Genomic DNA, 21728 nt, shown 5'->3' on the forward strand with positions numbered 1-21728 from the left:
AATCTTACTCTACCGCAATGCTCTGGCGTAGCGCGCGGCGTGCGCGCGCCATTGCGGCCACAATGGCCGCTGGTCCACCGACAAGGAGCGTTCCATGACTGCCACCGACTTGCATTCAAACAATACCCTGCGTACCGCCGACGGCACCCTGATTTACTACAAGGATTGGGGCAGCGGCCCGCCCGTCGTCTTCAGCCACGGCTGGCCGCTGTCGTCCGACGCCTGGGAAGACCAGATGTTTTATCTGGCTGCGCACGGCTACCGCGTCATCGCGCACGACCGGCGCGGCCATGGCCGCTCCAGCCAGCCTTTCGACGGCAACGACATGGATACCTATGCCGACGACCTGGCCGCCCTGATAGCCGCGCTGGACTTGACGGGCGCCACCCTGGTCGGCCATTCGACGGGCGGCGGCGAAGTGGCGCGCTACATCGGCCGCCATGGCACCGAGCGCCTGGCGGGCGCCGTGCTGGTGGGCGCCGTGCCGCCGCTGATGCTGCAAACCACTGAAAATCCGCTGGGCTTGCCGCTGTCCGCGTTTGACGCCATCCGCGCCGGCGTGCAGGCCGACCGCAGCCAATTTTTCCGCGACTTGAGCGAGGCTTTCTATGGCTACAACCGGCCCGGCGCCACACCGTCGCAGGGCGTGCGCGACAGCTTCTGGCGACAAGGCATGCAGGCGGGCATGCCGGCATCCTATTTATGCATCAAGCAATTTTCCGAAACGGATTTCACCGCCGACCTGGCCCGCTTCGACGTGCCGACCCTGGTGATCCATGGCGACGACGACCAGATCGTGCCGATTGCCGCCTCGGCGCGGCGCACGGCTGAGCTCATCATCGGCAGCAAGCTGCTCGTGTATGCGGGCGCACCACACGGCCTGGCGACGACGCACAAGGACAGGCTGAACGAGGACTTGCTGGAGTTTTTGCGCACTTGAAACGGGGCGGGCGCCATGCTGGCGAGGCGCCCGCCGTTGCTGTTGCCGCGCAGAACAAGCGCAGGCGGCACATTGTTGTGTATCGTTTAATGTTGGCAAAATCACGCACTAATTGCGTGCGGATCACCGATTTTTCTGCCTTTTTTCGGTCGATATGCCGCAAAAAACGGCGTTCTGCGGCATGCAGCCACCCGGTAAGGTCCAGTAAAGAGTAAACTAGCAGATACACTCTTTCGCATTGGGCGATTCGAGCGAACTTGTGAGTGATTTCATGTCTGATACACCAATTTCCTTATTTTCCGACCTTAACCTGAGCGAGCCGCTGATTCGCGCGCTCAAGGATGTCGGTTACGAAACACCGTCGCCTATCCAGGCGGCCACGATTCCATTATTGCTCGCTAACCGCGACGTGCTGGGCCAGGCGCAAACAGGCACGGGTAAGACCGCCGCCTTCGCCTTGCCGATCCTGTCGCGCATTGATCTGAAACAAAGCTCACCCCAAGCCCTGGTCCTGGCACCGACGCGCGAACTGGCCATCCAGGTCGCCGAAGCGTTCCAGGTGTACGCCGCCCACATTCCCGGCTTCCACGTGCTGCCGATCTACGGCGGTCAAAGCTACGGCCCGCAACTGTCGGCCCTGCGCCGCGGCGTGCACGTCATCGTCGGCACCCCTGGCCGCGTCATCGATCACCTGGACAAGGGTTCGCTCGACCTGTCCAAGCTGAAGACGCTGGTGCTGGACGAAGCCGATGAAATGCTGCGCATGGGCTTTATCGACGATGTCGAACGCATCTTGAAAGAAACGCCGGATGGCCATCAAACGGCCCTGTTCTCGGCCACCATGCCTTCCGTCATCAAGCGCATCGCCACGACGTACCTGGTGAATCCAGCCGAAGTGACGGTCGCCGCCAAGACGGGCACGGCCGACAACATTCGCCAGCGCTACTGGCTGGTGTCGGGCATGCACAAGCTCGACGCTTTGACCCGCATCCTGGAAGCGGAAGTGTTTGACGGCATGATCATCTTTGCCCGCACCAAGCTGGGTACGGAAGAGCTGGCCGGCAAACTGCAGGCACGCGGCTTCTCGGCTGCCGCCATCAATGGCGACATTCAGCAAGCGCAGCGCGAGCGCACGATCCAGCAGTTGAAAGACGGCAAGATCGACATCCTCGTGGCTACCGACGTGGCCGCCCGCGGCCTGGACGTCGAGCGCATCAGCCACGTCGTCAACTACGACGTGCCGCACGATCCGGAAAGCTATACCCACCGTATCGGCCGCACGGGCCGCGCCGGCCGCAGCGGCGAAGCGATTCTGTTCATCACCCCGCGTGAAAAGAACTTGTTGAAAGCCATCGAACGCTCGACCCGCCAGCCGATTAGCATGCTGGAATTGCCGACGATTCAGGCCGTCAACGATGTGCGTATCGCCAAGTTCAAGGAACAGATCAGCGAAACCCTGGCCCTGGGCGAACTGGAACAGTTCCAGTCGCTGATCGAAGATTTCGAACGCGAGCAAAATATTCCCGCCATCGAAATCGCCGCCGCCCTGGCGAAGATGGCGCGTGGCAATACGCCGCTGTTGCTGGACAAGAACAAGGCGCGCGAGCAAGCCACCTGGCAAGACGATCGTCCGGTACGCCAGGACCGCTTCGAACGCAACGACCGTCCGGAACGGGGCGACCGCTTCGAGCGTAACGAGCGCAGCGAGCGTGGCGAACGTCCGGCCTTCCCGAAAAAGGAACGCATTTCCCGTCCTGCCGACGCCGGCATGCAGACTTTCCGTATTGAAGTCGGTCATCAGCATGGCGTGAAACCGGGCAATATCGTCGGCGCCATCGCCAATGAAGCGGGCATCGATTCGAAAAACATCGGCCGCATCGAAATCTATGACGACTACAGCGTCCTGGATTTGCCAGATACCATGCCGAAAGAATTGCTGGACCAGCTGAAGTCCGTCTGGGTCGCTGGTCAGCAATTGCGCATCAGCCGCGACGGCGATGCACCGGATCTGGCGCCGCCAGCCGCGCCGCGCAAGCCGTTCGCCGCCAAGTCCGCGCCAGCGTTCAAGGATGCGCCAGCGGACGCGGGCGAGGCAGCACCAGCGCCGCGCGCGCCGAAGAAGGAACGTCCACGCCCGGGCGTGACGGCCTACCGCATCGAAGTGGGCCGTGAGCACGCCGTGACGCCAAGCAACATCGTGGGCGCCATCGCCAACGAAGCGAACCTGGAAGCCAAGCATATCGGCCGTATCGATATCTTTGACAACTACAGCGTGCTGGACTTGCCGGAAGGCATGCCGCCGGAAATCCTCGACCACCTGAAATCGGTCGTCGTGTCGGGCCAGAAACTGCGCATCAGCCTCGATGACGGCACGACGGAGCGCAAACCGGCACCAGCGCGTCCTAAATCTCCCCCGCGCAAAACTTATAAGTAAGTAATCTCTTCACAGGCGCCTCCCCGGCGCCTGTGTCGCGGATTGGAGACACATCCCCGACTGGCGCGTTCGCGCCAGTTTTTTATTTCCCCTCAATAAATGAACATTGTCGCCGCCGTATGCTTGCCGGCAGGCATCACCACGTACGGGCAATTTTTGGCGCGCCTCCGCGTCTTTTTATCGGCATAGCGACCATGTGTATCGCCTGCCGCATCGATAAATATTTTCTTATTAACTATTGTGCATGCATGTGATTTAAATTTGGCATTTCAATAAAATCAATCATGTTGAGTCAAAGTAAATTCTAATACATAAATGAATTAACTTTTATTAAATTGTTTGACCAGCGTCACTGTCGCCGGAGCGATATATCATGGGTGCTTGATGTGGTATATTGTTTTTATAATTTTGTTATGCTAGTTGAAAAAAATAGAGGAGCGACGATGCGGGTCAATACGCCTATCACGCAAAAGGAATACGTATTAAATGAAGGCATGACGATTGTTTCCACCACGGATTTGCAGGGAAACATCAATTACGCCAATCAGTATTTCATTGAGGTCAGCGGTTTCTTGGAAACGGAACTGCTGGGTGCACCACAGAATATCCTGCGGCATCCCGATATGCCGGCCGAAGCCTTTGCCGACCTGTGGGATACCATCAAGACGGGCATGCCATGGACCGGCATGGTCAAGAACCGCTGCAAGAATGGCGATTTTTATTGGGTCTTCGCCAATATCACGCCCGTCATCGAGAATGGCCGCCCGATCGGCTATATGTCCGTGCGTACCAAGCCTACGCGCGAGCAGATCAACGAAGCGGCAGCGCTGTATAAAAGTTTCAAGGATGGCAACACCGCCAGGCTGGCATTCCGCAATGGCCGCGTCGTGCGCCAGGGCTGGGCCGCCAAGCTGGCCGAGTGGCGCAAGCTGAGCCTGTCGCAAGACCTGGCCCTGCATTGCATCGTCTTCGGCGTGGTGCTGGCCATCCTCGGCTGCGCCGTGTGGAGTATCGACGGCGATACGAGCACGGCCACGCGCAGCTGGCTCAGCGGTGCCGCTGCCGCCGCCGTCGCGCTGATGCTGTATTTCTGGGCTCATCTGCACAATTCGCTGGTCGCGCCGCTGGGCGACGCCATCACGATGGCGCGCAAGATGGCCGGCGGGGATTTGACGGGCGCCATCGACAAGGTGCGGGATGATGATATGGGGCAATTGATGGCGGCCTTGCGCCAGACCAACATCAACCTGCACAGCATTATCGGCGACGTGCGCGCCAACTTCGAGGATATCCGCGTCACGACGGCGGAAATCGCCACGGGCAATATGGACCTGTCCAGCCGCACGGAATCGCAGGCGTCCAGCCTGGAGCAGACGGCCGCGAGCATGGAAGAACTGACGTCCACCGTGCAAAACAGCGCCGACCACGTGGCCACGGCCAACGATCTGGCGGTGCAGGCGTCCACCGTCGCGGCCAAGGGCGGCACCATCGTCAGCGAAGTGGTCACCACGATGAACGAGATCAGCACCTCGTCGCGCAAGATTCTCGACATTATTGGCCTGATCGACGGCATCGCTTTCCAGACGAATATCCTGGCCTTGAACGCGGCCGTGGAAGCGGCACGCGCGGGCGAGCATGGCCGCGGCTTTGCCGTCGTGGCCGGCGAAGTGCGCAGCCTGGCGCAGCGCTCGGCGACGGCGGCCAAGGAAGTCAAGCACCTGATCGACCATTCGATCGCCACCGTGAATGCGGGCAGCGTGCTGACCAGCAATGCGGGCGCCACCATGGCGGAAGTGATCGCCTCCGTGGCTCGCGTGACGGAAGTGATGGACGAGATTTCCTCAACCACGCGCGAGCAGAACCAGGGCATCGGGCAAGTCAACCAGGCCGTCATTCACATGGATGGCATCACGCAGCAGAATGCGGCGCTGGTGGAGCAGGCGGCCGCGGCCGCCACCAGCCTGGCGCAGCGCACCGACAGCGTGGCCCAGTCGATCGGCATCTTCAAACTGAAGGCCTCGCCCAAGCGCAAGGTGGCCGGCGTGGGCCGCGGCCTGGGTGCAGGTGTGGCGGCAAGGGCCTTGCTGAAGGCACGTTAATTCACCGTGCAAGTGCCGGGGTCCGTCACTGCGTGACCGGAATGCTTCCCATTGGGAGCATTCCCCCCGGGTTTTGGCTGTGGGGTACTCTCACTGCTTCACCCGGTACACTTCCCCGCTGCGCACCTTCCGTACCACCCCATCCCCACCAAACAAAATCACATATTCTCCCTGCGCGCCCGAGGCGGCCGGGTAGGTGTACATCCACACTTCATTGCCGCTGTCGAAGCGGATGGCCGTGCTGTCGCCCAAGGCGGCGCGCACCTGTTCGCGCGTGCTGCTGCCCACTTGCACCGTTTGCTCCAGGGTAGCGTAAGGCACCGTTTTACTTGCCTGCAAGGCGCGCGTGCCCGAGCACCCGGCGAGCAGCGCCAGCATGGCGGTCATGAGCCATTTCATGGCGCCACCTCGTCCATATAAGTAAATTCCAGCAGGGTGTCGTCCGGCCAGTGTTGGTCCCACAAGGGCGCGTAGTACGTGCGGTCAAGCAAGACCTGGCAATCGCAGTACGGCAGCGAGGCGGGCGTTTGCTCGCCGCCCGCGTACAGCATCTTGAAGGGTAACGACACCCTGCGCTCGCCATGCACGAGGGTCACGCCGAACAGGGGCCGGTCCGTGAAGAACAGATAATTGCCGTCTGGCTCGGAACACACCTTGTCTGTGCTGTAGAGCATGCTGGACAGCCAGGCGATGATTTGCGGGTCGTTCGAAATCAGGCCCGAATCCATGCCGGCACGGCATTCCAGGCGCAAGTCGCCCAGGCGCCGCGTGCCGGGCGGCAAGCCGGGCGTGATCACTTGCGCGCGCCAGCTCATGCTGGAAGCCTTGCGGTTGGCGATCAGCACGGCATCCTCGCGCGCGGCCTGCGCGTTGCGCACGGGGGCAAAGCTGTTGTCCTCGGCCAAGGGCAAGGGGATGCTGACGGTATCGCCGGCGATGCGCAGCTGCACGCCCGTCATGTCCACGCCGGGCTGGCGCGGCAGCAAACGGAAGCGCAGCACCGCTTGCGGCGCCAGCGCATGGTCGCGCTCGAAACGCTCCACGCCCTGCAGCATCTTGCGGTAGGATTTGTCGACGGGGTCGCGCGTGGCGTCCACCTTGACTTGCGGCACGGGCGCGGTTTGCGCCAGCGCAGCATGGCTGTGGATCAGGCAGACGAGCAGCAGGGAAAGAGGGATGCGCATGTCTTGATGCTACGCCTTTTTGCGCATCAGCCACGCACGGCTGGGGATCAGTACTCGCTGTATTTGCGCGCGTCGCCGCGCACCTGCTGCGCCGGGTATTTCTGCGCGTTGAGTGCCATCTTTTCCAGCACGGCCGCATGCAGGTCGACGCCGCTCTTGTCGGCCAGGCGCACCAGGTACATCAGCACGTCGGCCAGTTCGTGGCGGATGCCCGTGCGTTTGGCCTCGTCCAGTTCGCTGTCCGCGCCCGTGGGCAGCCACTGGTAGTGCTCTGCCAGTTCCGCCACTTCCACGGACAGGGCCATGGCCAGGTTTTTCGGCGTGTGGAACTGGTCCCAGTCGCGCTCGGCGGCAAAGGCGCGCAGGCGCGCGCGGATGTCCGTCAAGCTGTCGGCAGGCGCGTTCATGTCGCCACCTGCAGCGGTTTTTCCATGAAGACACTGAATGGATCGTCGGGATAGTCGCCGTAGGGACCGCGCCGCTGGTAGCCATGGCGCGCGTACAGGGCGATCGCGGCGGGCTGGTGGATGCCAGTTTCCAGGGTCAGCAAGCGGCAGCCGCGCGCCAGCGCCTGTTCTTCCAGCAAGGCCAGCAGGCGCCTGGCCAGGCCCAGGCCGCGGCTGTCCGGGTGCACGTACATGCGCTTGAGCTCGCCGAATGCGGGCGTGACGACGATGGCGCCGCAGGCGCGCGCCGTGCCTGCCGCATCGCGGGCGACGGCGAACAGCAGGGTATCGGACGGCACGGACGCCAGGTCCAGCGAATACACGCACTCGGCCGGATACAGGGTCTGCTGATAGGCATCCAGCTCGGCGATCAGGGTTTGCACATCGGCTTGCTGCGGCGATTCCAGTTGAATTTGCATGGGGGAAAGCACGTTGACTGAGATTGCCCACATGGTATCACTGCGGCCGCGCCAGGCGCATGCTCAGGCCGATGGGCGACATCACAAAACCCATCAATTCCTGCGCCTCGCCGCCATCGGGCGTATCGACGCCGGCGATGTCGAAGCTGCCCAGCAGCATGGCCATGGCGATCTTAATTTCCAACAAGGCCAGATAGCGCCCCGGGCACGTGCGCAAGCCGGCGCCGAAAGGCATCGAAGCGCGCTTGTTGTTCGCCTCGCCGCCTTCGGCCAGCCAGCGTTCGGGCTGGAACGCCTGCGCGTCGGGAAAGTGCGCATCGGCTACCGTGTCGTGGCGCATCACGCACCACACGAGGGTGCCGGCCGGCACGGCGATGTCGCCGATGACCGTGTCGCGCAGCGCCTCGACGGGCAGGAACGGCGCCACCGGTTTCAAGCGCATGGCTTCGCTGGCGCAGGCGCCCAGGTAGTCGAGGCTATCCATCTGCTCGATGGTGAAACCGGCCACGTCGGGCGCCAGGCGCCGCACTTCCTCGCGCGCCCGCGCCAGGGTGTGCGGATGGCGTTGCAACAAATAGATCATCCAGGACACCGTGTTGGCCGTCGTATCTTCGCCCGCCAGCAGCATGGTCAGCACATTGCCGGCCACGTTGCGGTCGGTCACGCCGCTGCCTTCCAGGTCGGCGGCGGCGATCATCGCTTCGAGCAGGTTGGGCGGCCGCGCGCGGCGCGCCGGGTCGTGCGCCATGCGCGTGCGCGCCTGCTGCACCAGGTCGGCCACGGCGGCGGAAAGCGCCGCCACGTCGCGGTCCAGCCGCCGGTCGACGGGCAGCTTGACATAGCGCCAGTACGGGAACATGGACAGGCTGCGCCGCGCCACTGCGGGCAGGATGTCGTCCATGTGGCGCTGGATCACGTCCTCGCCCGATTCGAGCGTGTTGACTTGCGTGCCGAAGGCCAGGCCGGCGATGATGTCGACCGTGTAGCGTTTCAGGTCGCCATCGAGGTCGATCGCCTGGCCTTGCGTGGCGGCCAGCTGCCAGCGCCGCTGCAGGCGCTGCGCCACCGTCACCAGGGCCGGGAAGTAGGCCTTGATGGCGCCGGGCGCCATGCCGGCCATGACCATGCGGCGCTGGTTGCGCCACTCCGTGCCCTCGGCCAGGAACAGGCCGGGCACGCCGCCCATTTCGTCGGACACGACGGAGCTGCTCAGGGGGCGGCGAAAACCGTCGGGCCGGTCGCGCAGCACGGCGCCGACGGCCTCGCTGTCGGCCACCACCAGCACCAGCGTGCGGCCGAACCAGGCGCGCATGAAAGGGCCGTAGCGCTGCACCCACTGTTCCACGTCGCGGTGGATGCGCGTGAGCTTGATCTGCAGGCTGTTGCCGACGAGGGGCAGGGCGAAGGGCCCCGGCAAGCGGCGGATCTGGCGCAGCGGCCGCGCAATGTCGGGTGCGGCGGCGTGGTCGAGTGGCGGCATGGACATCTCCTGTCGATACGGTGAAAGTACGAGGATTGCTTGCAATAATGGCCATACTCTACGCGATTGCGGCCCGTTTGTATTGAACGAATACGACATCGTGCGCGGCCAGAAATTGCCGGTACAATCGTCGCCATGCCTGCCGCCCCTACGCCCCTGACCCGCCTGATCGCGCCGCGTACCGCGCTCGCTTCCTGCGTGCGCGCCATCCTCGTGCGCGACACCACGCGCTGCGCGCCCTTGCCGCCGGCCCAGCGCCTGAACCGCTTTCCCGCCGCGCCCATGTGCAGCATCATCTGGACCGTCGCGGGCGACGTGGAGGCGGCCGCGCCGGGCCTGTCGCTGCCGGCGTGCGCATGCCGCCCGCGCTGTTCGGCGGCCCCCGTTCGTATCCGCTGGTCAGCTACAACCCCGGCCCCGTGCATTCGTTTGTCGTGATGTTGTATCCGGCCGCCCTGCATGCGTTGACGGGCGTATCGATGGATGCCTTGCTGGACCAGTTTCGCCCGCTCGATGCGCTGTTCGATGCCGACTGGCTGGCCCTGTCCGACGCCGTGCTGGCGGCGCCAAACGACGAGGTGCGCGTCAGGCTGGTGGAGGCTTTTCTTGCGCCGCGCTGGCAGGCGGCGCGCAAGGGCAGCGACGTGTCGGCTGGCGCCGTGCAGGACTGGGTGCGCCGCCTGGGCGTGCAGGCGGCCTCGACGGGCCTGGCCCGCAGCGCGCGCCATATCGAGCGCCGCATCAAGGCCTGGGCCGGCCAGCCCATGCGTACCTTGCGCCGCATGCGCCGCGCGGAGCAGCTATTCCTCGACGAGCGCGGCGCCATCCTGCAAGGCAAGGTGTCGTGGTCCGATATCGCCGCCAGCGGCGGTTACGCCGACCAGGCGCATTTCTGCCGCGAGACGCGCGAAATCACGGGCTTGAGCCCTACCGAGCTGGCGCGCGCCATGAAAGAAGATGAAAGCTACTGGATCTATCGGATATGGGCGTAGGTCGGATTAGCTCGTAGAGCGTAATCCGACAACATCGTTGGCGAGGCCGGTGGTGGTGTCGGATTACGCGAGGCGTTGCCCCGCTAATCCGACCTACCGTTCCGTGTACACCTTTCCCTTGGAGAGGGTCACTTCATGCTGCCCCGCGCCGGGCGCCAGCATGGGGAAGCAGTTTTCCGCGCCGTGCACGCGCACGTCGAGGAAGTAGGGGCCTTCGCAGGCCAGACAGGCGGCCAATGCAGCGTCGAGTTCCTCGCGCCGGCTTACCGTGTGCGCCTGCCAGCCGAACGCGCGCGCCAGGGCGACGAAATCGGGCAGCGCTTCCGTGTAGCTGTGGCTGTAGCGCCCGCCATGTATCAGCTCCTGCCACTGGCGCACCATGCCCATGTAACCATTGTTCGACAACACCACTTTCACGGGCAGGCGGTGCTGCACGGCGGTGGCCAGTTCCTGGATATTCATCAAAATCGAGGCGTCGCCGCTCACGCACACCACGCATTTTTCGGGATGGGCGACCTGCGCGCCGATGGCGGCCGGCAAGCCATAACCCATGGTGCCGGCGCCGCCCGAGGTGAGCCAGCGGCGCGGCTGCTCGAAGCGCAGGTGCTGGGCAGCCCACATCTGGTGCTGGCCCACGTCGGTGGCGACGATGGCGTTGCCGCCATCCATGCTGTCCAGCGCCGCCTGCAGCCGGCGCATCAGCGCCTGCGGCGCGATCACCTCCGGCGTGTCGTCGAACGCCAGCGACTCCTGCGCGCGCCAGCCATCGATGCGCTGCCACCACGGCTGGCGGTCCGCCAGCAGGCGGCCCCGCAGCTGCGCCAGCAGGGCGTTTAACACGGGGGCGCAATCGCCGCGCAGGGCCACGTCGGCGCGCACCACCTTGCCGATGGAGGCCGGGTCGATATCGACGTGGATGATCTTTGCGCCGGGGCAGAAGGCGTCCAGCCGTCCCGTGACACGGTCGTCGAAGCGGGCGCCGACGCAGACGATCAGATCCGCATGGTGCATGGCCAGGTTGGCTTCCAGGGTGCCGTGCATGCCCAGCATGCCGAGGAAGGCCGGGTGCGAGGCGGGAAAGGCGCCCAGGCCCAGCAGGGTCAGGGTGCAGGGCGCGGCCGCCAGTGTCACTAATTGTTGAAACGCGGCGCAGGCGTCCGGGCCGGAATTGATGAGGCCCCCGCCGCCATAGAACACGGGCCGGCGCGCGCCGGCGATCAGGCTGGCGGCCCGTTCCAGATCGGTGAGCTCTGGCAGAGGTGCTGCGACGGTAGAGGCGGGCGGCAGCGGCGCGGTTTCGATGACCTGCGCCAGCTGCAAGTCCTTGGGAAAGTCGATCAGCACGGGGCCGGGCCGGCCTTGCGTGGCCTGAATAAATGCTTCGTGCACCACGGCGGCCGTCTCGTCGGCCGTGCGGATTTGCCGGTTCCACTTGGTGACGGGGCGCGAAATGCCCAGCGCGTCGCATTCCTGGAAGGCGTTCGTGCCGATGCTGGTGCTGGCCACCTGGCCGCTGATGCAGATGAGGGGAATCGAATCGCACAGGGCGTCGAGCAAGCCCGTGGTGGTGTTGCTCATGCCGGGGCCGGACGTGACGAAGACCACGCCGGGTCGGCCCGTGCTGCGCGCATAGCCCTCGGCCGCGTGCACGGCCGCCTGTTCGTGGCGCACGAGCACGTGGCGCAAGCGGGGCTGGGCGTGCAGCGCGTCGTACAGGGGCAGCACGGCGCCGCCCGGGTAGCCGAAGACGGTGTCGACGCCCAGGGCCAGCAGGGTGTCGATCAGGACGCTGGCGCCGTTGCGCGGCGCAAGATCGTGGGCGGGAGCGAGGAGGGGAGCGGGATCGGGTTTCATGGGTCTATTTTCTGTTTGCTCCGGCAGAAAAGGCTGCTGGTTTTCTCGTATAGAATGCATATTTAAGCAAAATTTGCTGCAAAATATAGAAAGAACAGAATGAAGCTGGACAAATTCGACCTCGCCATCCTGACGGCCCTGCAGCAGGATGCCCGCATCAGCCTGCACGAGCTGAGCGCCAAGGTGGGCCTGACTTCGTCGCCGTGCTGGGCGCGCATCAAGCGCATGGAAGACGATGGCGTCATCGAAGGCTACACGGTGAACGTCAACGCGGCCAAGGTGGGGCTGGCCGACACCGTCATCGTGCAAGTGACGCTGGACGACCATTCCGACCAGGCCCTGTTCGAATTCGGCCACGCGCTGGCCATGATCCCGGAAGTGCTGGAAGCGTTTCTCGTTTCCGGCGACTACGATTACTACCTGCGCATCGCGGTCAGCGACACGCGCGACTACGAACGGCTGCTGCGCGAGCGCCTGTACAAGATTCCCGGCATCCGCCACAGCAAATCGAGTTTTGTGTTGCGCCAGCTCAAGCAGAGTTACTTGCCCCTGCAAAGATAAGTCTGCCTGCACGGCGGGAGTTTTTCCCTAGTTCATTGATGGTGGCTGTCCGATACTGGACAGACATAAAAACCATGATAAAACTGGGGACACGCATGAAACTGACTTTATTGGCCGCCGCCGCCATGGCGCTGTGCCAGGCGCAGGCCGCCGAACCGGCCGCCGCCAGCCTGGCCGCGAACCTGGCCATCTCGGGTGACTTGCCCACCGTCATCATCACGGGCAGCATGCCCTTGCCCACCGTGGAACAGCCGCGCGATGCGCTGGCCGCGCCCGTGCAGACGGCCAGCGCGCAGCAGATCGCCGGCAGTCAGGCGCTCGACATTTCCGCCTTCCTGCGCCGCAACCTGGGCAGCGTCTATGTGAACGAGGTGCAGAACAACCCGTTCCAGCCCGACGTCAGCTACCGCGGCTACACGGCGTCACCGCTGCTGGGCACGCCGCAAGGCCTGTCCGTGTATCTGGACGGCATGCGGCTGAATCAGCCGTTTGGCGACGTCGTCAGCTGGGACTTGATCCCGCGCATGGCGATATCGTCGCTGACCTTGATGCCCGGCTCGAATCCCCTGTTCGGCTTGAACACGCTGGGCGGCGCGCTGGCCCTGCAAACCAAGGATGGGCGCAGCAGTCCCGGCACCGCCATCGAGGCGCGCCTGGGTTCCGATAAGCGACGCGCCGTGGAAGTCGAACATGGCGGCAGCAATGCGCAGGGCTGGCACTGGTATGTGACGGGCAACCGCTTCAAGGAAGACGGCTGGCGCGACGATTCGCCGTCCGACGTGCGCCAGGTGTTTGGCAAGCTGGGCTGGAGCGATGCGCGCACCGATATCGCCATCACAGTGGCCCATGCGGACAATGCGCTGACGGGCAACGGCTTGCAGGAGCAGCGCCTGCTGGCACGCGATTACCGCAGCGTCTACACCAAGCCGGACTTGACGGAAAACAAGTCAACCCTGCTGAATCTGACGGGCAAGCACCAGGCCGGCGCCGGCTTGCTGCTCTCCGGCAATGTGTACTACCGCAAGATCGATACGCACACGTTCAATGGCGACCTGAACGACGAGTCGCTCGACCAGTCCGTCTACCAGCCCGGCGCGGCCGAGCGGGCGGCTTTGGCGGCGGCCGGCTACACGGGCTTTCCCGCCAGCGGAGCGAACGCGGCCAATACGCCTTTCCCGAAGTGGCGCTGCATCGCCAACGTCCTGCTCAACGATGAGCCGGCCGAAAAATGCAACGGCATGCTCAACCGCAGCCATACCACGCAGGAAAACTATGGCTTCTCCGGTCAGTTCACCGCGCTGGCCGACGTGGCGGGCGCACGCCACGCCGTCACGGCCGGCGCGGCCTTCGATGCCAGCCACGCCACCTTCCGCCAGACCAGCCAGTTCGGCTACCTGAACCCGGACCGCAGCATCACGCCCGTCGACTTCTTTGCCGACGGCACGGAAATCGACGACGACGGCACGCCCGTCGATAACCGGGTCGACTTGAGCGGGCGCATGCGCACCTGGAGCGTGTATGCGAGCGACAGCATGGCATTGAATCAAGCGTTGACCTTGACCGTTTCCGGCCGCTACAACCGCAGCACCGTGCGCAACCGCGACGCCATCACGCCCGGCGGCGGCAGCGGCTCGCTCGATGGCGACCACCGTTTCAGCCGCTTCAATCCCGCCATTGGCCTGGCCTATGCGCCCGTGGCCGGCATCGGTGCCTATCTTGGCTACAACGAGGGCAGCCGCACGCCGACGGCCATCGAGCTCGGCTGCGCCGACCCGGACAATCCGTGCCGCCTGCCCAACGCCATGGCCGGCGATCCGCCCTTGAAACAGGTGGTGACGAAGACGTGGGAAGCGGGCGTGCGCGGCCAGTGGGGCGCGATGGCCCGCTGGAGTGCGGGCGTGTTCCGCGCGGAAAACCACGACGATATCCTGTTTGTCGCCGACAACCAGGCGGGATTTGGCTACTTCAAGAATTTTGGCAAGACGCGCCACCAGGGCGTGGAACTGGCGCTGGACGGCAAGGCGGGCGCGCTGGACTTCGGCGTCAACTACACGTGGCTGCAGGCGACGTATCAAAGCCGGGAGCTCGTCAACGGCAGCGCCAACAGCAGCAGCGATGCGGAAGCACCGGGCCTGGAAGGCAATATCGTCATCACGCCCGGCAACCGGATTCCCTTGACGCCGAGCCATATCCTGAAGGCGCACGTGGATTACGAGGGCGGACGCGACTGGACGGTGGGCCTGGCCATGACGGCCGTCTCCAGCGCCTATGCGCGCGGCAATGAAAACAACCAGCACCAGGCGGGCGGACCAGCTTACCTGGGCGCGGGCAAGAGCGGCGGCTATGCCGTGGTCGAGCTGAACGGTAAGTACCAGCTGACGCGACAGCTGAGCGTGTTCGCCCAGGTGAATAACCTGTTCGATCGGAAATATGCGACGGCGGCCCAGCTGGGCGCGACGGGTTTCGACGCCAACGGCAATTTTGCCGCGCGGCCATTGCCCGCCGTGAACGGCGACTATCCGATGGTCAATGCGACCTTCTATGCGGCCGGCGCGCCGCGCAGCGTGAACGTGGGCTTGCGCTACGCTTTTTAAGGGTGGACGTGCTCGATGACGCCGTTGCGCAGCGCAAGATGAACGAGGGCGGCGGGGCCGGGCACGTCGAGCTTTTCCTTGATGCAGGTCTGGTGGTTGGCCACCGTCTTGCTGCTCACGTGCAGCAGGCGGGCGCAGTCGGCGGCGCTGCGGCCTTCGGCCAGCAGGCGGAATATTTCGAATTCGCGCTGGCTCAGGCTGCTCAAACGCTGCGCTTCCATGCGAGCCGTGCCTTGCAGCACGCCGGGCGCGCTGTGCGGGTCCAGGTAGCGCCGGCCCGCGTGGGCGGCGCGCACGGCGTCGACCAGGTGTTCCGGGTCGGCCTGCTTGCTGACGAAGCCGCAGGCGCCGCCATCAAACGCGCGCGCGATCAGCTGCGGCGTGTCGTGCATGGAAAACACCAGCACGCGGGCGCCCGCGTCGCGCGCGAGCAGCTTGCGCAGCAATTCCAGGCCGCCGATGCCGGGCATGGACAAATCCGTCACGCACACGTCGGGCGTGTGCTCCAGGTACAAGCCATACGCCGTTTCGCCATTACCTGCCTCGGCCACGACGGCGATGTCGCCGCCCTGTTCCAGCAGGCGCCGGTAGCCCGTGCGCACCACCGGGTGGTCGTCCACCAGCATCACGCGGATGGGTTGCAGTGTGCTGTTCATGTCGCGCACCGTGCCGCCAGGGCCACTTCGATGCGCAAGCCGTTGCCCAGCGCGCTGATCCAGCGGATATGGCCGCGCAAGCCGGCCACGCGCTCGCGCATGCCCAGCATGCCGAAGCCGGATTCCTGCTGCCTGTCCTGGCGCCAACCCCGGCCATTGTCTTCGATGGCCAGGTGCAGCAAGCCGTGCGCATCGGCGCGCAATTCCACCGTGGCATGGTCGGCGCCCGCGTGGCGCGCCACGTTCGTCAAGCCTTCCTGCACCAGGCGGTAGATGGCGGTGGCGGTGGCGTCGTCGAGGTCGGCGGGGATGGCGTGCGGCGCGAAACGGCAGGCGATGCCGTGCTGCTGCGCCCAGCTGTCGCACAGCGCCTGCACGGCCGGCGCCAATCCCAGGCTGTCGAGCACGGGCGGGCGCAGCCGGCGCAGCATGCTGCGCACCATCGCATGCAGCGCTTCCGACGAGCTGGCGATGCTGGCGGCGCAGGCCTGCACGTTCGCCTGGTCGCCGGCGCCTGCGCGCAGGATGTAGCTGGCGGCGGCGCGGATGGCCGTGCAGTCTTGTCCCACCTCATCGTGCAGCTCGCGCGCCAGCGCGCAGCGTTCCTCTTCCTGCGCGCGCAGCAGGCGCTGCGTGAGGGCGCGGTTTTGCGCCAGCAGCAGCGCCACCTGGCGTCCGCGCCGCACGGCAAAGCCGGCCAGCGCCAGCACCAGCAGCAGCAGGCTCAGAGCCAATTCATCGAGCTGCCAGTGCTCCTGGCGCCAGAGGACGCGCGCCAGCCGTTCGGCCAGGTCCAGCCTGGCGGCCAGCAGGAAAAAAGCCAGCGCCAGCGCGCAGCACATGATGCTGCGCCAGACCGGCCGCGTGCCTGAGCAGCCGCTGCCGGCCAATTGGTAGTGTTCCATGATGCTGCTCCCTGAGCACGGTCGATTCCCTTGTTGTGCAAGCTTCATGCCATCGGCACCCGGCGCGAAGGGTGGCGTCTGGCGGGGTGCCGGCAGACCAGGCAGTGTTCCAGAATGGAACAGGTGTACCGCGATGTGACGGAGCAGCAAGCGCGGGTTCTGAGCCGCCCTGACGTCGCATCGGCATGGCGGCGCATACGCCTGGGCCACCATGAATATTGTTTAAATGCAACGTTGAGATTCCTCAAGCTTGCATAGCTTACACAAAACAAAGCGTCGCAGAGTTAGATAAAAGATAAAAAAATGATATTAAAAATATGATATTTATTTTATGCAATTTGCTATATCTGTTGAGATTTTTGTCAAAAAACTGACAGCGGGCGTCAGACCTGCCGACCTATCCATCCACAACAATCAGGGGAATAGCATGAATCGGTTATCACATGCGCGGGTCTCGCCCGCCACCGTCTTTGCCGCACTGGCCAGCGTGTCCGTGCTGGCCCCGGCGCCGGCCCTGGCCGGCGTACTGAGCTTCGACAACTTGCGCCCCGACGTGTATGCAAGCGGCCAGACGCTCAATACGTCGAATTACCAGCTGCTGTTCCTGGCCGACCCGACCACGGCGGCCGGCGGCGGCGTCAGCGGCGTGGGCGCCATCCTCAATGGCAGCGCGGCATCGTCGTGCGATATCGCCGCCTGCCCGCAGGGCGCCAGCGGCAACTACCTGGCCATCCTCAACGATGGCGGCGTGAATTTCTCGCGCGCCGATCACCGGGCGTTCAGCCTGGCCGGTTTCGATTATGCCTTCATCGCGCCCGTGTCCGGCCTGCCCGACATGCAGTGGGGCCAGCTGCAACTGAGCGGCACTCTGAGCAACGGCCAGGTGATCAGCACTTCGTGGGCGTTTCCGGGCCAGGGCAGCGATGGCAATTACTATTTCCAGAGCGCTTCCCTGCTGAGCGGCTTTGGCAACTACGCCTTCACGGGCCTGACCTTCAATGCGTGCATCTTCAACGAGACGGGCGCGTGCAGCAATTCCCTCGATTTCCCCGCCTTCAATCTGGGTCAGTTTGCGCTCGATAATCTCAATATCAGCGCCGTGCCGGAACCGTCGACCTGCATGCTGATGCTGGCCGGCCTGGGCGCCATCGGCATGCTGTCGCGCCGCCCCAGCGGCAAGTTCGCCGCTGCCACCGTGCAAGGAGCGTGAGATGAAACTACGTCCCGTTTCCCTCGGCATCCTCCTGCTGGCCGCCAGCCTGGCGCAAGCGGCGCAGGCGCAGGAACGCCGCTCCTACATCGTGCAACTGGTCGACAAGCCGGCCGCCACCTACACGGGCCAGGTCAGTGGCCTGGCCGCCACCAGGCCGGCTCCGGGCGCGCGCATCAACGTGGGCGCCGCCGACGTGCAGGCCTATTTGAACTACCTCGACACCAAACAGGCCGCCGTGGCCGGTACCGTCAGTGCGGCTGAAATCACGCACCAGTACAGCGTCGTCTTTAACGGCTTTTCCGCCCTGCTGACGGACGATGAAGTGCGCGCCCTGAAGAAAAACAGCGGCGTGGCCAGCATCAGCGCCGACTCCATCCTGCAACTCGACACCAGTTACACGCCCAGCTTCCTGGGCCTGGACAAGCCGGGCGGCATCTGGGAGCAGCTGGGCGGCAAGGCGCATGCCGGTGAAGACATCATCATCGGCATCGTCGACAGCGGCATCTGGCCCGAGAACGCGGCCTTTGCCGACCGCCTCGACGAGAATGGCGTGCCCAGCCACAATGGCAACAACGTCGTGTACGGCGCGCCGCCGGCCAGCTGGCAGGGCACGTGCCAGACGGGCGAGGGATTTTCCGCCGACAATTGCAACAACAAGCTGATCGGTGCGCGCTACTACCGCGCCGCCACGTCGGCGCTGCACTGGACGGAATTTTTATCGCCGCGCGATTCCGTCGCCGGACTGACGGGGCACGGCGGCCATGGCACGCATACGGCGTCCACGGCAGGCGGCAACAATGGCGCCCTGGCCACCTCGAACGGCGTGTCGCTGGGCAAGGCGTCGGGCATGGCGCCGCGCGCCCGCATCGCCGCCTATAAAGTGTGCTGGACGGCCGCCTCGACGGGGCGCAACGGCTGCGCCACGGCCGACAGCGTGGCCGCCATCGATCAGGCGGTCAAGGATGGCGTCAACGTCATCAACTTCTCCATCGGTCCGAACGCGGGCGGCGGCGCCTTCGACGAGCCGACGGAAGTGGCCTTCCTCGGCGCGGCGGCGGCCGGCGTCTTCGTCGCCACGTCGGGCGGCAATTCCGGCCCGGCCACGCCCGCGCCCGACGTGCCGGCGTCCGTGTCGCACATCAGCCCCTGGCTGGCGACGGTGGCCAATTCCACCCACAACCGCCTGTATGCGGGCAACGTCATCCTCAGCAACGGCAGCAAGCTGGAAGGCGCATCGAGCAATGCGAATACGCCGGCGCTGCCGCTGATCCGCTCGCGCGACGCGGGCCTGGCCGGCGTGCCGCCGACGGATGTCAATCTGCTGCGCTGCTTCGGCGCGGCCGATGCCACCTCGGCCTATCTGGACCCGGTGAAAGTGGCGGGCAAGATACTCGTGTGCGACCGTGGCGGCAACGTGCTGGTCAACAAGAGCGCGAATGCCAGGACGGCGGGCGCGGCGGGCGTGATCATCGCCAACGTGGCCGGTGGCGCCAACACCATCATCAACCAGGCGCATGTGCTGTCGACCGTGCACCTGGCGCAGGCGCAGGGCGACGCGCTGAAGGATTTCATGACCGCAAACCCCGACGGCACGGCGGCCTTGGGCGACATCCATACCATCGCCGACACCACGGTGCAGGCGCCGATCGTCAGCGACCGTTCCTCGCGCGGGCCGAACGTGGCCAACGCGAACATCCTGAAACCGGACCTCTCGGCGCCGGGCACGAACATCCTCGCTGGCGTGACGGCCGACCTGACGCAGGCGCAGCGCGATGCCGTTGCGGCCGGCGGCGCAGCGCCCCTGGCTGAATGGGATTTCTATTCCGGCACCTCGATGGCCAGCCCGCATGTGGCCGGCGTGGCGGCGCTGCTCAAGCAGCAGCATCCGGACTGGTCGCCTGCGGCCATCAAGTCGGCGCTGATGACGACGGCCTTCAGCACGTATTCGGATGGCTTGAACGGTTCCGTGTCGTGGGATGCCACGGCGAAGAACTCGGGCCAGCTGCCGTGGGGCCAGGGCGCCGGCCACATCGCGCCGAACGGCGCGGCCGATCCGGGCCTCGTGTACGACGTGTCGGAAATCGACTATGCGCGCTTCCTGTGCGGCCTGAACCTGAAGGTCTACACGGCCGCCACCTGCCAGGCCATCGGCAGCATCGCTGCCTACAACCTGAACCTGGCGTCGCTGACGGCGGCCAACGTGCTGGGCACGCAAGTGCTGACGCGCACGGTGACCAACGTGGGCGCCGGCAGCGCCGTCTACAACGTCTCGGCCAGCCTGCCCGGCTACACGGTGGCGGTCACGCCAACCAGCCTGAGCCTGGCGCCGGGCGCCAGGGCGCAGTACCAGGTCAAGCTGACGCGCACCACGGCGCCGGCCAATACCTGGACTTACGGCGCCCTGAGCTGGACCGATGGCACGCACACGGTGCGCAGCCCGCTCACGGTGCGCGGCACCTCGCTGGCCGCCATTCCACTGGTCAGCAGCGAAGCGGCCACGGGCAGCAAGGTGCTGACCCTGGGCACGGGCTTCACGGGCGCGCTGGTGGGCGTCAAGTCGGGTCTCGTCGAAGCTCTGCGCCAGGCGCGCACGGTAGGCCAGGCCAACAACAGCACGGCTTCGGCCAGCTGCAAGGCCGGCGGCGCCACGGGCGTGAATGTGCACAGCGTGGTGATTCCGGCCGGCACCCTGGCGGCGCGCTTTGCCACCTACGACGCGGAAACGACGGGCGGCGCGAATACCGACCTGGACATGGAGGTCTACAACGCCGCCAATGTGCTGGTCGGCAGCAGCGGCAATGAAAGTTCCAATGAGCAGGTGGAACTGCGCCTGCCCGCCGCTGGCACGTACAAGGTGTGCGTGATCGGCTACGCGCCGCAAGGCGGCCAGGCCGACTACACCCTGTCGTCGTGGGTGCTGGCGCCGGGCCTGTCGAATGGCGGCTTCAAGGCGCTGATGCCGGGCACGGCCTACACGGGCGGCACGGCGACTGTCTCGCTGAGCTGGTCCAACCTGGCCGAAGGCAAGCGCCACCTGGGCGCCGTCGGCTACCAGGTGGGCGGCGTGCTGCAGGGCGTCACGGTGGTCGAGGTCAATACCAATGACCCCGTGCCGCTGTTGCAGAACGCACGCGGCGCCAGGCCGGTGCTGGCTGAATAAACCGTTCTTTGCGTGAACGCAAGGCGTGCCTCCGGGCACGCTTTTTTTTTATTCACTCATCCCCGTTCGGGAGGAATAGCACTTGCATGGCGGTAACGCCACCGGTATCTTGTCGGATAGCCATGGCTTTGTGCCCTGGCATTCTTGGGGAGTCGCGCGTGACCAGTTTCCGCACCAATACCGACCGCCTGCTGGAAGTGCGCCTGCAGGATGAAAAAGTGCTGGCGATTGCCGGCGCCATGGTCGCCTATACGGGCAGCATCAAATTTGAGAAATCCCTGCTCGGCGGCGAGGGCATCTTCGGCGCGCTCAAGCGCAAGGTGACGAACGAAGGCATGCAGCTGATGCAGGCCGCCGGCACGGGCACCGTGTTTTTCGCGCAGAACGCGGCCGAGATCACCGTCATGGCGCTGGCCGGCGAAAAGCTGACCATCGAAAGCAGCAGCCTGCTGGCCTACGACACCAGCCTGAAGACGGGCACCAGCTTTGCGGGCCTGCGCGGCGCCAGTTCGGGCCAGGGCCTGTTTTCCACCACCGTCGAAGGCCATGGCAACCTGGCCGTCATTTCGCGCGGCAACCTGATCATGCTGGAAGTGACGCCGGCGCACCCGCTGCGCGTGGACCCGGACGCCTTCGTCGGCTTCAAGGGCGACATCCGCCAGGAATTCGTTTTTGATGTCAACTGGCGCACCATGATCGGCCAGAGCTCGGGCGAATCGTACCAGCACAAATTCACCGGCCAGGGCGTGGTGTTCATCCAGCCCGCCGAACGTTAAGTCAGCGAGGACCCG

18 protein-coding genes are annotated in these 21728 nt (G+C 65.0%); 10 read left to right on the plus strand and 8 right to left on the minus strand.

Features of this window, described 5'->3' with window-relative positions:
* Positions 1-94: 94 nt before the first annotated feature.
* From ACP7DW_RS27650 to ACP7DW_RS27660, 3 genes are all read left to right on the plus strand, one after another.
* Positions 95-940: an alpha/beta fold hydrolase gene (locus ACP7DW_RS27650; RefSeq protein WP_426057618.1), complete on the plus strand. Its 846-nt coding sequence runs from the start codon at positions 95-97 to the stop codon at positions 938-940.
* 271 nt (positions 941-1211) lie between these two features.
* The gene (locus ACP7DW_RS27655) at positions 1212-3374 is read left to right on the plus strand and encodes a DEAD/DEAH box helicase (protein WP_426057619.1); all 2163 of its coding nucleotides are present in this window, start codon (positions 1212-1214) and stop codon (positions 3372-3374) included.
* A 443-nt stretch (positions 3375-3817) separates the two neighbouring features.
* The gene (locus tag ACP7DW_RS27660) at positions 3818-5473 is read left to right on the plus strand and encodes a methyl-accepting chemotaxis protein (protein WP_426057620.1); all 1656 of its coding nucleotides are present in this window, start codon (positions 3818-3820) and stop codon (positions 5471-5473) included.
* A 90-nt stretch (positions 5474-5563) separates the two neighbouring features.
* On the opposite strand, the gene bamE is transcribed toward ACP7DW_RS27660, so the two are convergent.
* From bamE to ACP7DW_RS27685, 5 genes are read right to left on the minus strand one after another with little or no spacing between them, the layout of a single operon-like run.
* Positions 5564-5872 (minus strand): outer membrane protein assembly factor BamE domain-containing protein, encoded by a 309-nt coding sequence (bamE, locus tag ACP7DW_RS27665; protein ID WP_426057621.1) that lies wholly within the window; start codon positions 5870-5872, stop codon positions 5564-5566.
* The gene (locus ACP7DW_RS27670; RefSeq protein WP_426057622.1) at positions 5869-6657 is read right to left on the minus strand and encodes a hypothetical protein; all 789 of its coding nucleotides are present in this window, start codon (positions 6655-6657) and stop codon (positions 5869-5871) included. Before ACP7DW_RS27670 ends, bamE begins: the two co-directional genes overlap by 4 nt.
* 47 nt (positions 6658-6704) lie before the next feature.
* Positions 6705-7064 (minus strand): nucleotide pyrophosphohydrolase, encoded by a 360-nt coding sequence (locus tag ACP7DW_RS27675; protein WP_426057623.1) that lies wholly within the window; start codon positions 7062-7064, stop codon positions 6705-6707.
* Complete coding sequence (locus ACP7DW_RS27680) at positions 7061-7555, minus strand: GNAT family N-acetyltransferase (RefSeq protein ID WP_426085246.1); 495 nt, start codon at positions 7553-7555, stop codon at positions 7061-7063. Before ACP7DW_RS27680 ends, ACP7DW_RS27675 begins: the two co-directional genes overlap by 4 nt.
* Before the next feature lie 4 nt (positions 7556-7559).
* Positions 7560-9002 carry a cytochrome P450 gene (locus ACP7DW_RS27685; protein ID WP_426057625.1) on the minus strand — a complete coding sequence of 481 codons (1443 nt, stop codon included), beginning with the start codon at positions 9000-9002 and terminating at the stop codon, positions 7560-7562.
* A gap of 135 nt (positions 9003-9137) precedes the next feature.
* Here ACP7DW_RS27685 and ACP7DW_RS27690 point away from each other — a divergent pair, with 135 nt between their 5' ends.
* Positions 9138-9440 carry a hypothetical protein gene (locus ACP7DW_RS27690; protein WP_426057626.1) on the plus strand — a complete coding sequence of 101 codons (303 nt, stop codon included), beginning with the start codon at positions 9138-9140 and terminating at the stop codon, positions 9438-9440.
* Positions 9359-9994 (plus strand): helix-turn-helix domain-containing protein, encoded by a 636-nt coding sequence (locus ACP7DW_RS27695; RefSeq protein WP_426057627.1) that lies wholly within the window; start codon positions 9359-9361, stop codon positions 9992-9994. The genes ACP7DW_RS27690 and ACP7DW_RS27695 overlap by 82 nt, the downstream gene beginning before the upstream one ends.
* 93 nt (positions 9995-10087) lie before the next feature.
* Here the strand turns inward: ACP7DW_RS27695 and ilvB are convergent, their stop codons facing one another.
* Positions 10088-11848 (minus strand): biosynthetic-type acetolactate synthase large subunit, encoded by a 1761-nt coding sequence (ilvB, locus tag ACP7DW_RS27700; protein WP_426057628.1) that lies wholly within the window; start codon positions 11846-11848, stop codon positions 10088-10090.
* Positions 11849-11947: 99 nt separating this feature from the next.
* Between ilvB and ACP7DW_RS27705 the strand changes: the two genes are divergently transcribed.
* Together ACP7DW_RS27705 and ACP7DW_RS27710 are read left to right on the plus strand one after the other, a co-directional pair.
* Entirely contained in the window at positions 11948-12409 is a 462-nt protein-coding gene (locus ACP7DW_RS27705; protein ID WP_034784295.1) for an Lrp/AsnC family transcriptional regulator, read from the plus strand.
* Positions 12410-12504: 95 nt separating this feature from the next.
* Entirely contained in the window at positions 12505-15003 is a 2499-nt protein-coding gene (locus tag ACP7DW_RS27710; protein WP_426057629.1) for a TonB-dependent receptor, read from the plus strand.
* Here the strand turns inward: ACP7DW_RS27710 and ACP7DW_RS27715 are convergent.
* Together ACP7DW_RS27715 and ACP7DW_RS27720 are read right to left on the minus strand one after the other, a co-directional pair.
* Entirely contained in the window at positions 15000-15659 is a 660-nt protein-coding gene (locus ACP7DW_RS27715; protein ID WP_426057630.1) for a response regulator, read from the minus strand. The two genes, ACP7DW_RS27710 and ACP7DW_RS27715, sit on opposite strands and share 4 nt — an antisense overlap.
* On the minus strand, positions 15656-16564 hold the full coding sequence (locus ACP7DW_RS27720) for a histidine kinase (protein WP_426057631.1): 909 nt from the start codon (positions 16562-16564) through the stop codon (positions 15656-15658). The genes ACP7DW_RS27715 and ACP7DW_RS27720 overlap by 4 nt, the downstream gene beginning before the upstream one ends.
* Positions 16565-16991: 427 nt before the next feature.
* On the opposite strand from ACP7DW_RS27720, the gene ACP7DW_RS27725 reads away from it, so the two are divergent.
* The 3 genes from ACP7DW_RS27725 to ACP7DW_RS27735 all read left to right on the plus strand — a co-directional run bounded on the left by ACP7DW_RS27725 (position 16992) and on the right by ACP7DW_RS27735 (position 21713).
* A complete protein-coding gene (locus ACP7DW_RS27725) occupies positions 16992-17774 on the plus strand; it encodes an NF038120 family PEP-CTERM protein (RefSeq protein ID WP_426057632.1) in 783 nt (260 codons plus the stop codon).
* 1 nt (position 17775) lies between these two features.
* Positions 17776-20937 carry a S8 family serine peptidase gene (locus ACP7DW_RS27730; protein WP_426057633.1) on the plus strand — a complete coding sequence of 1054 codons (3162 nt, stop codon included), beginning with the start codon at positions 17776-17778 and terminating at the stop codon, positions 20935-20937.
* 122 nt (positions 20938-21059) lie between these two features.
* On the plus strand, positions 21060-21713 hold the full coding sequence (locus ACP7DW_RS27735) for an AIM24 family protein (protein ID WP_426057634.1): 654 nt from the start codon (positions 21060-21062) through the stop codon (positions 21711-21713).
* Positions 21714-21728 lie beyond the last annotated feature (15 nt).

This window comes from Janthinobacterium sp. PSRC1-1 (genome assembly GCF_049897525.1).
Taxonomy (GTDB): domain Bacteria; phylum Pseudomonadota; class Gammaproteobacteria; order Burkholderiales; family Burkholderiaceae_D; genus Janthinobacterium; species Janthinobacterium tructae.

Bases quoted from the DNA above. Each gene is read 5' to 3' on its own strand.
- ACP7DW_RS27675 (WP_426057623.1), bottom strand. From the start codon at position 7,064: ATGAACGCGCCTGCCGACAGCTTGACGGACATCCGCGCGCGCCTGCGC.
- ACP7DW_RS27655 (WP_426057619.1), top strand. From the start codon at position 1,212: ATGTCTGATACACCAATTTCCTTATTTTCCGACCTTAACCTGAGCGAG.
- ACP7DW_RS27650 (WP_426057618.1), top strand. From the start codon at position 95: ATGACTGCCACCGACTTGCATTCAAACAATACCCTGCGTACCGCCGAC.
- ACP7DW_RS27705 (WP_034784295.1), top strand. From the start codon at position 11,948: ATGAAGCTGGACAAATTCGACCTCGCCATCCTGACGGCCCTGCAGCAG.
- ACP7DW_RS27670 (WP_426057622.1), bottom strand. From the start codon at position 6,657: ATGCGCATCCCTCTTTCCCTGCTGCTCGTCTGCCTGATCCACAGCCAT.
- ACP7DW_RS27735 (WP_426057634.1), top strand. From the start codon at position 21,060: ATGGCTTTGTGCCCTGGCATTCTTGGGGAGTCGCGCGTGACCAGTTTC.
- ACP7DW_RS27720 (WP_426057631.1), bottom strand. From the start codon at position 16,564: ATGGAACACTACCAATTGGCCGGCAGCGGCTGCTCAGGCACGCGGCCG.
- ACP7DW_RS27695 (WP_426057627.1), top strand. From the start codon at position 9,359: ATGCCGCCCGCGCTGTTCGGCGGCCCCCGTTCGTATCCGCTGGTCAGC.
- ACP7DW_RS27685 (WP_426057625.1), bottom strand. From the start codon at position 9,002: ATGCCGCCACTCGACCACGCCGCCGCACCCGACATTGCGCGGCCGCTG.
- ACP7DW_RS27725 (WP_426057632.1), top strand. From the start codon at position 16,992: ATGAATCGGTTATCACATGCGCGGGTCTCGCCCGCCACCGTCTTTGCC.
- ACP7DW_RS27710 (WP_426057629.1), top strand. From the start codon at position 12,505: ATGAAACTGACTTTATTGGCCGCCGCCGCCATGGCGCTGTGCCAGGCG.
- ACP7DW_RS27690 (WP_426057626.1), top strand. From the start codon at position 9,138: ATGCCTGCCGCCCCTACGCCCCTGACCCGCCTGATCGCGCCGCGTACC.
- ACP7DW_RS27715 (WP_426057630.1), bottom strand. From the start codon at position 15,659: ATGAACAGCACACTGCAACCCATCCGCGTGATGCTGGTGGACGACCAC.
- ACP7DW_RS27660 (WP_426057620.1), top strand. From the start codon at position 3,818: ATGCGGGTCAATACGCCTATCACGCAAAAGGAATACGTATTAAATGAA.
- ACP7DW_RS27680 (WP_426085246.1), bottom strand. From the start codon at position 7,555: ATGTGGGCAATCTCAGTCAACGTGCTTTCCCCCATGCAAATTCAACTG.
- ilvB (WP_426057628.1), bottom strand. From the start codon at position 11,848: ATGAAACCCGATCCCGCTCCCCTCCTCGCTCCCGCCCACGATCTTGCG.
- ACP7DW_RS27730 (WP_426057633.1), top strand. From the start codon at position 17,776: ATGAAACTACGTCCCGTTTCCCTCGGCATCCTCCTGCTGGCCGCCAGC.
- bamE (WP_426057621.1), bottom strand. From the start codon at position 5,872: ATGAAATGGCTCATGACCGCCATGCTGGCGCTGCTCGCCGGGTGCTCG.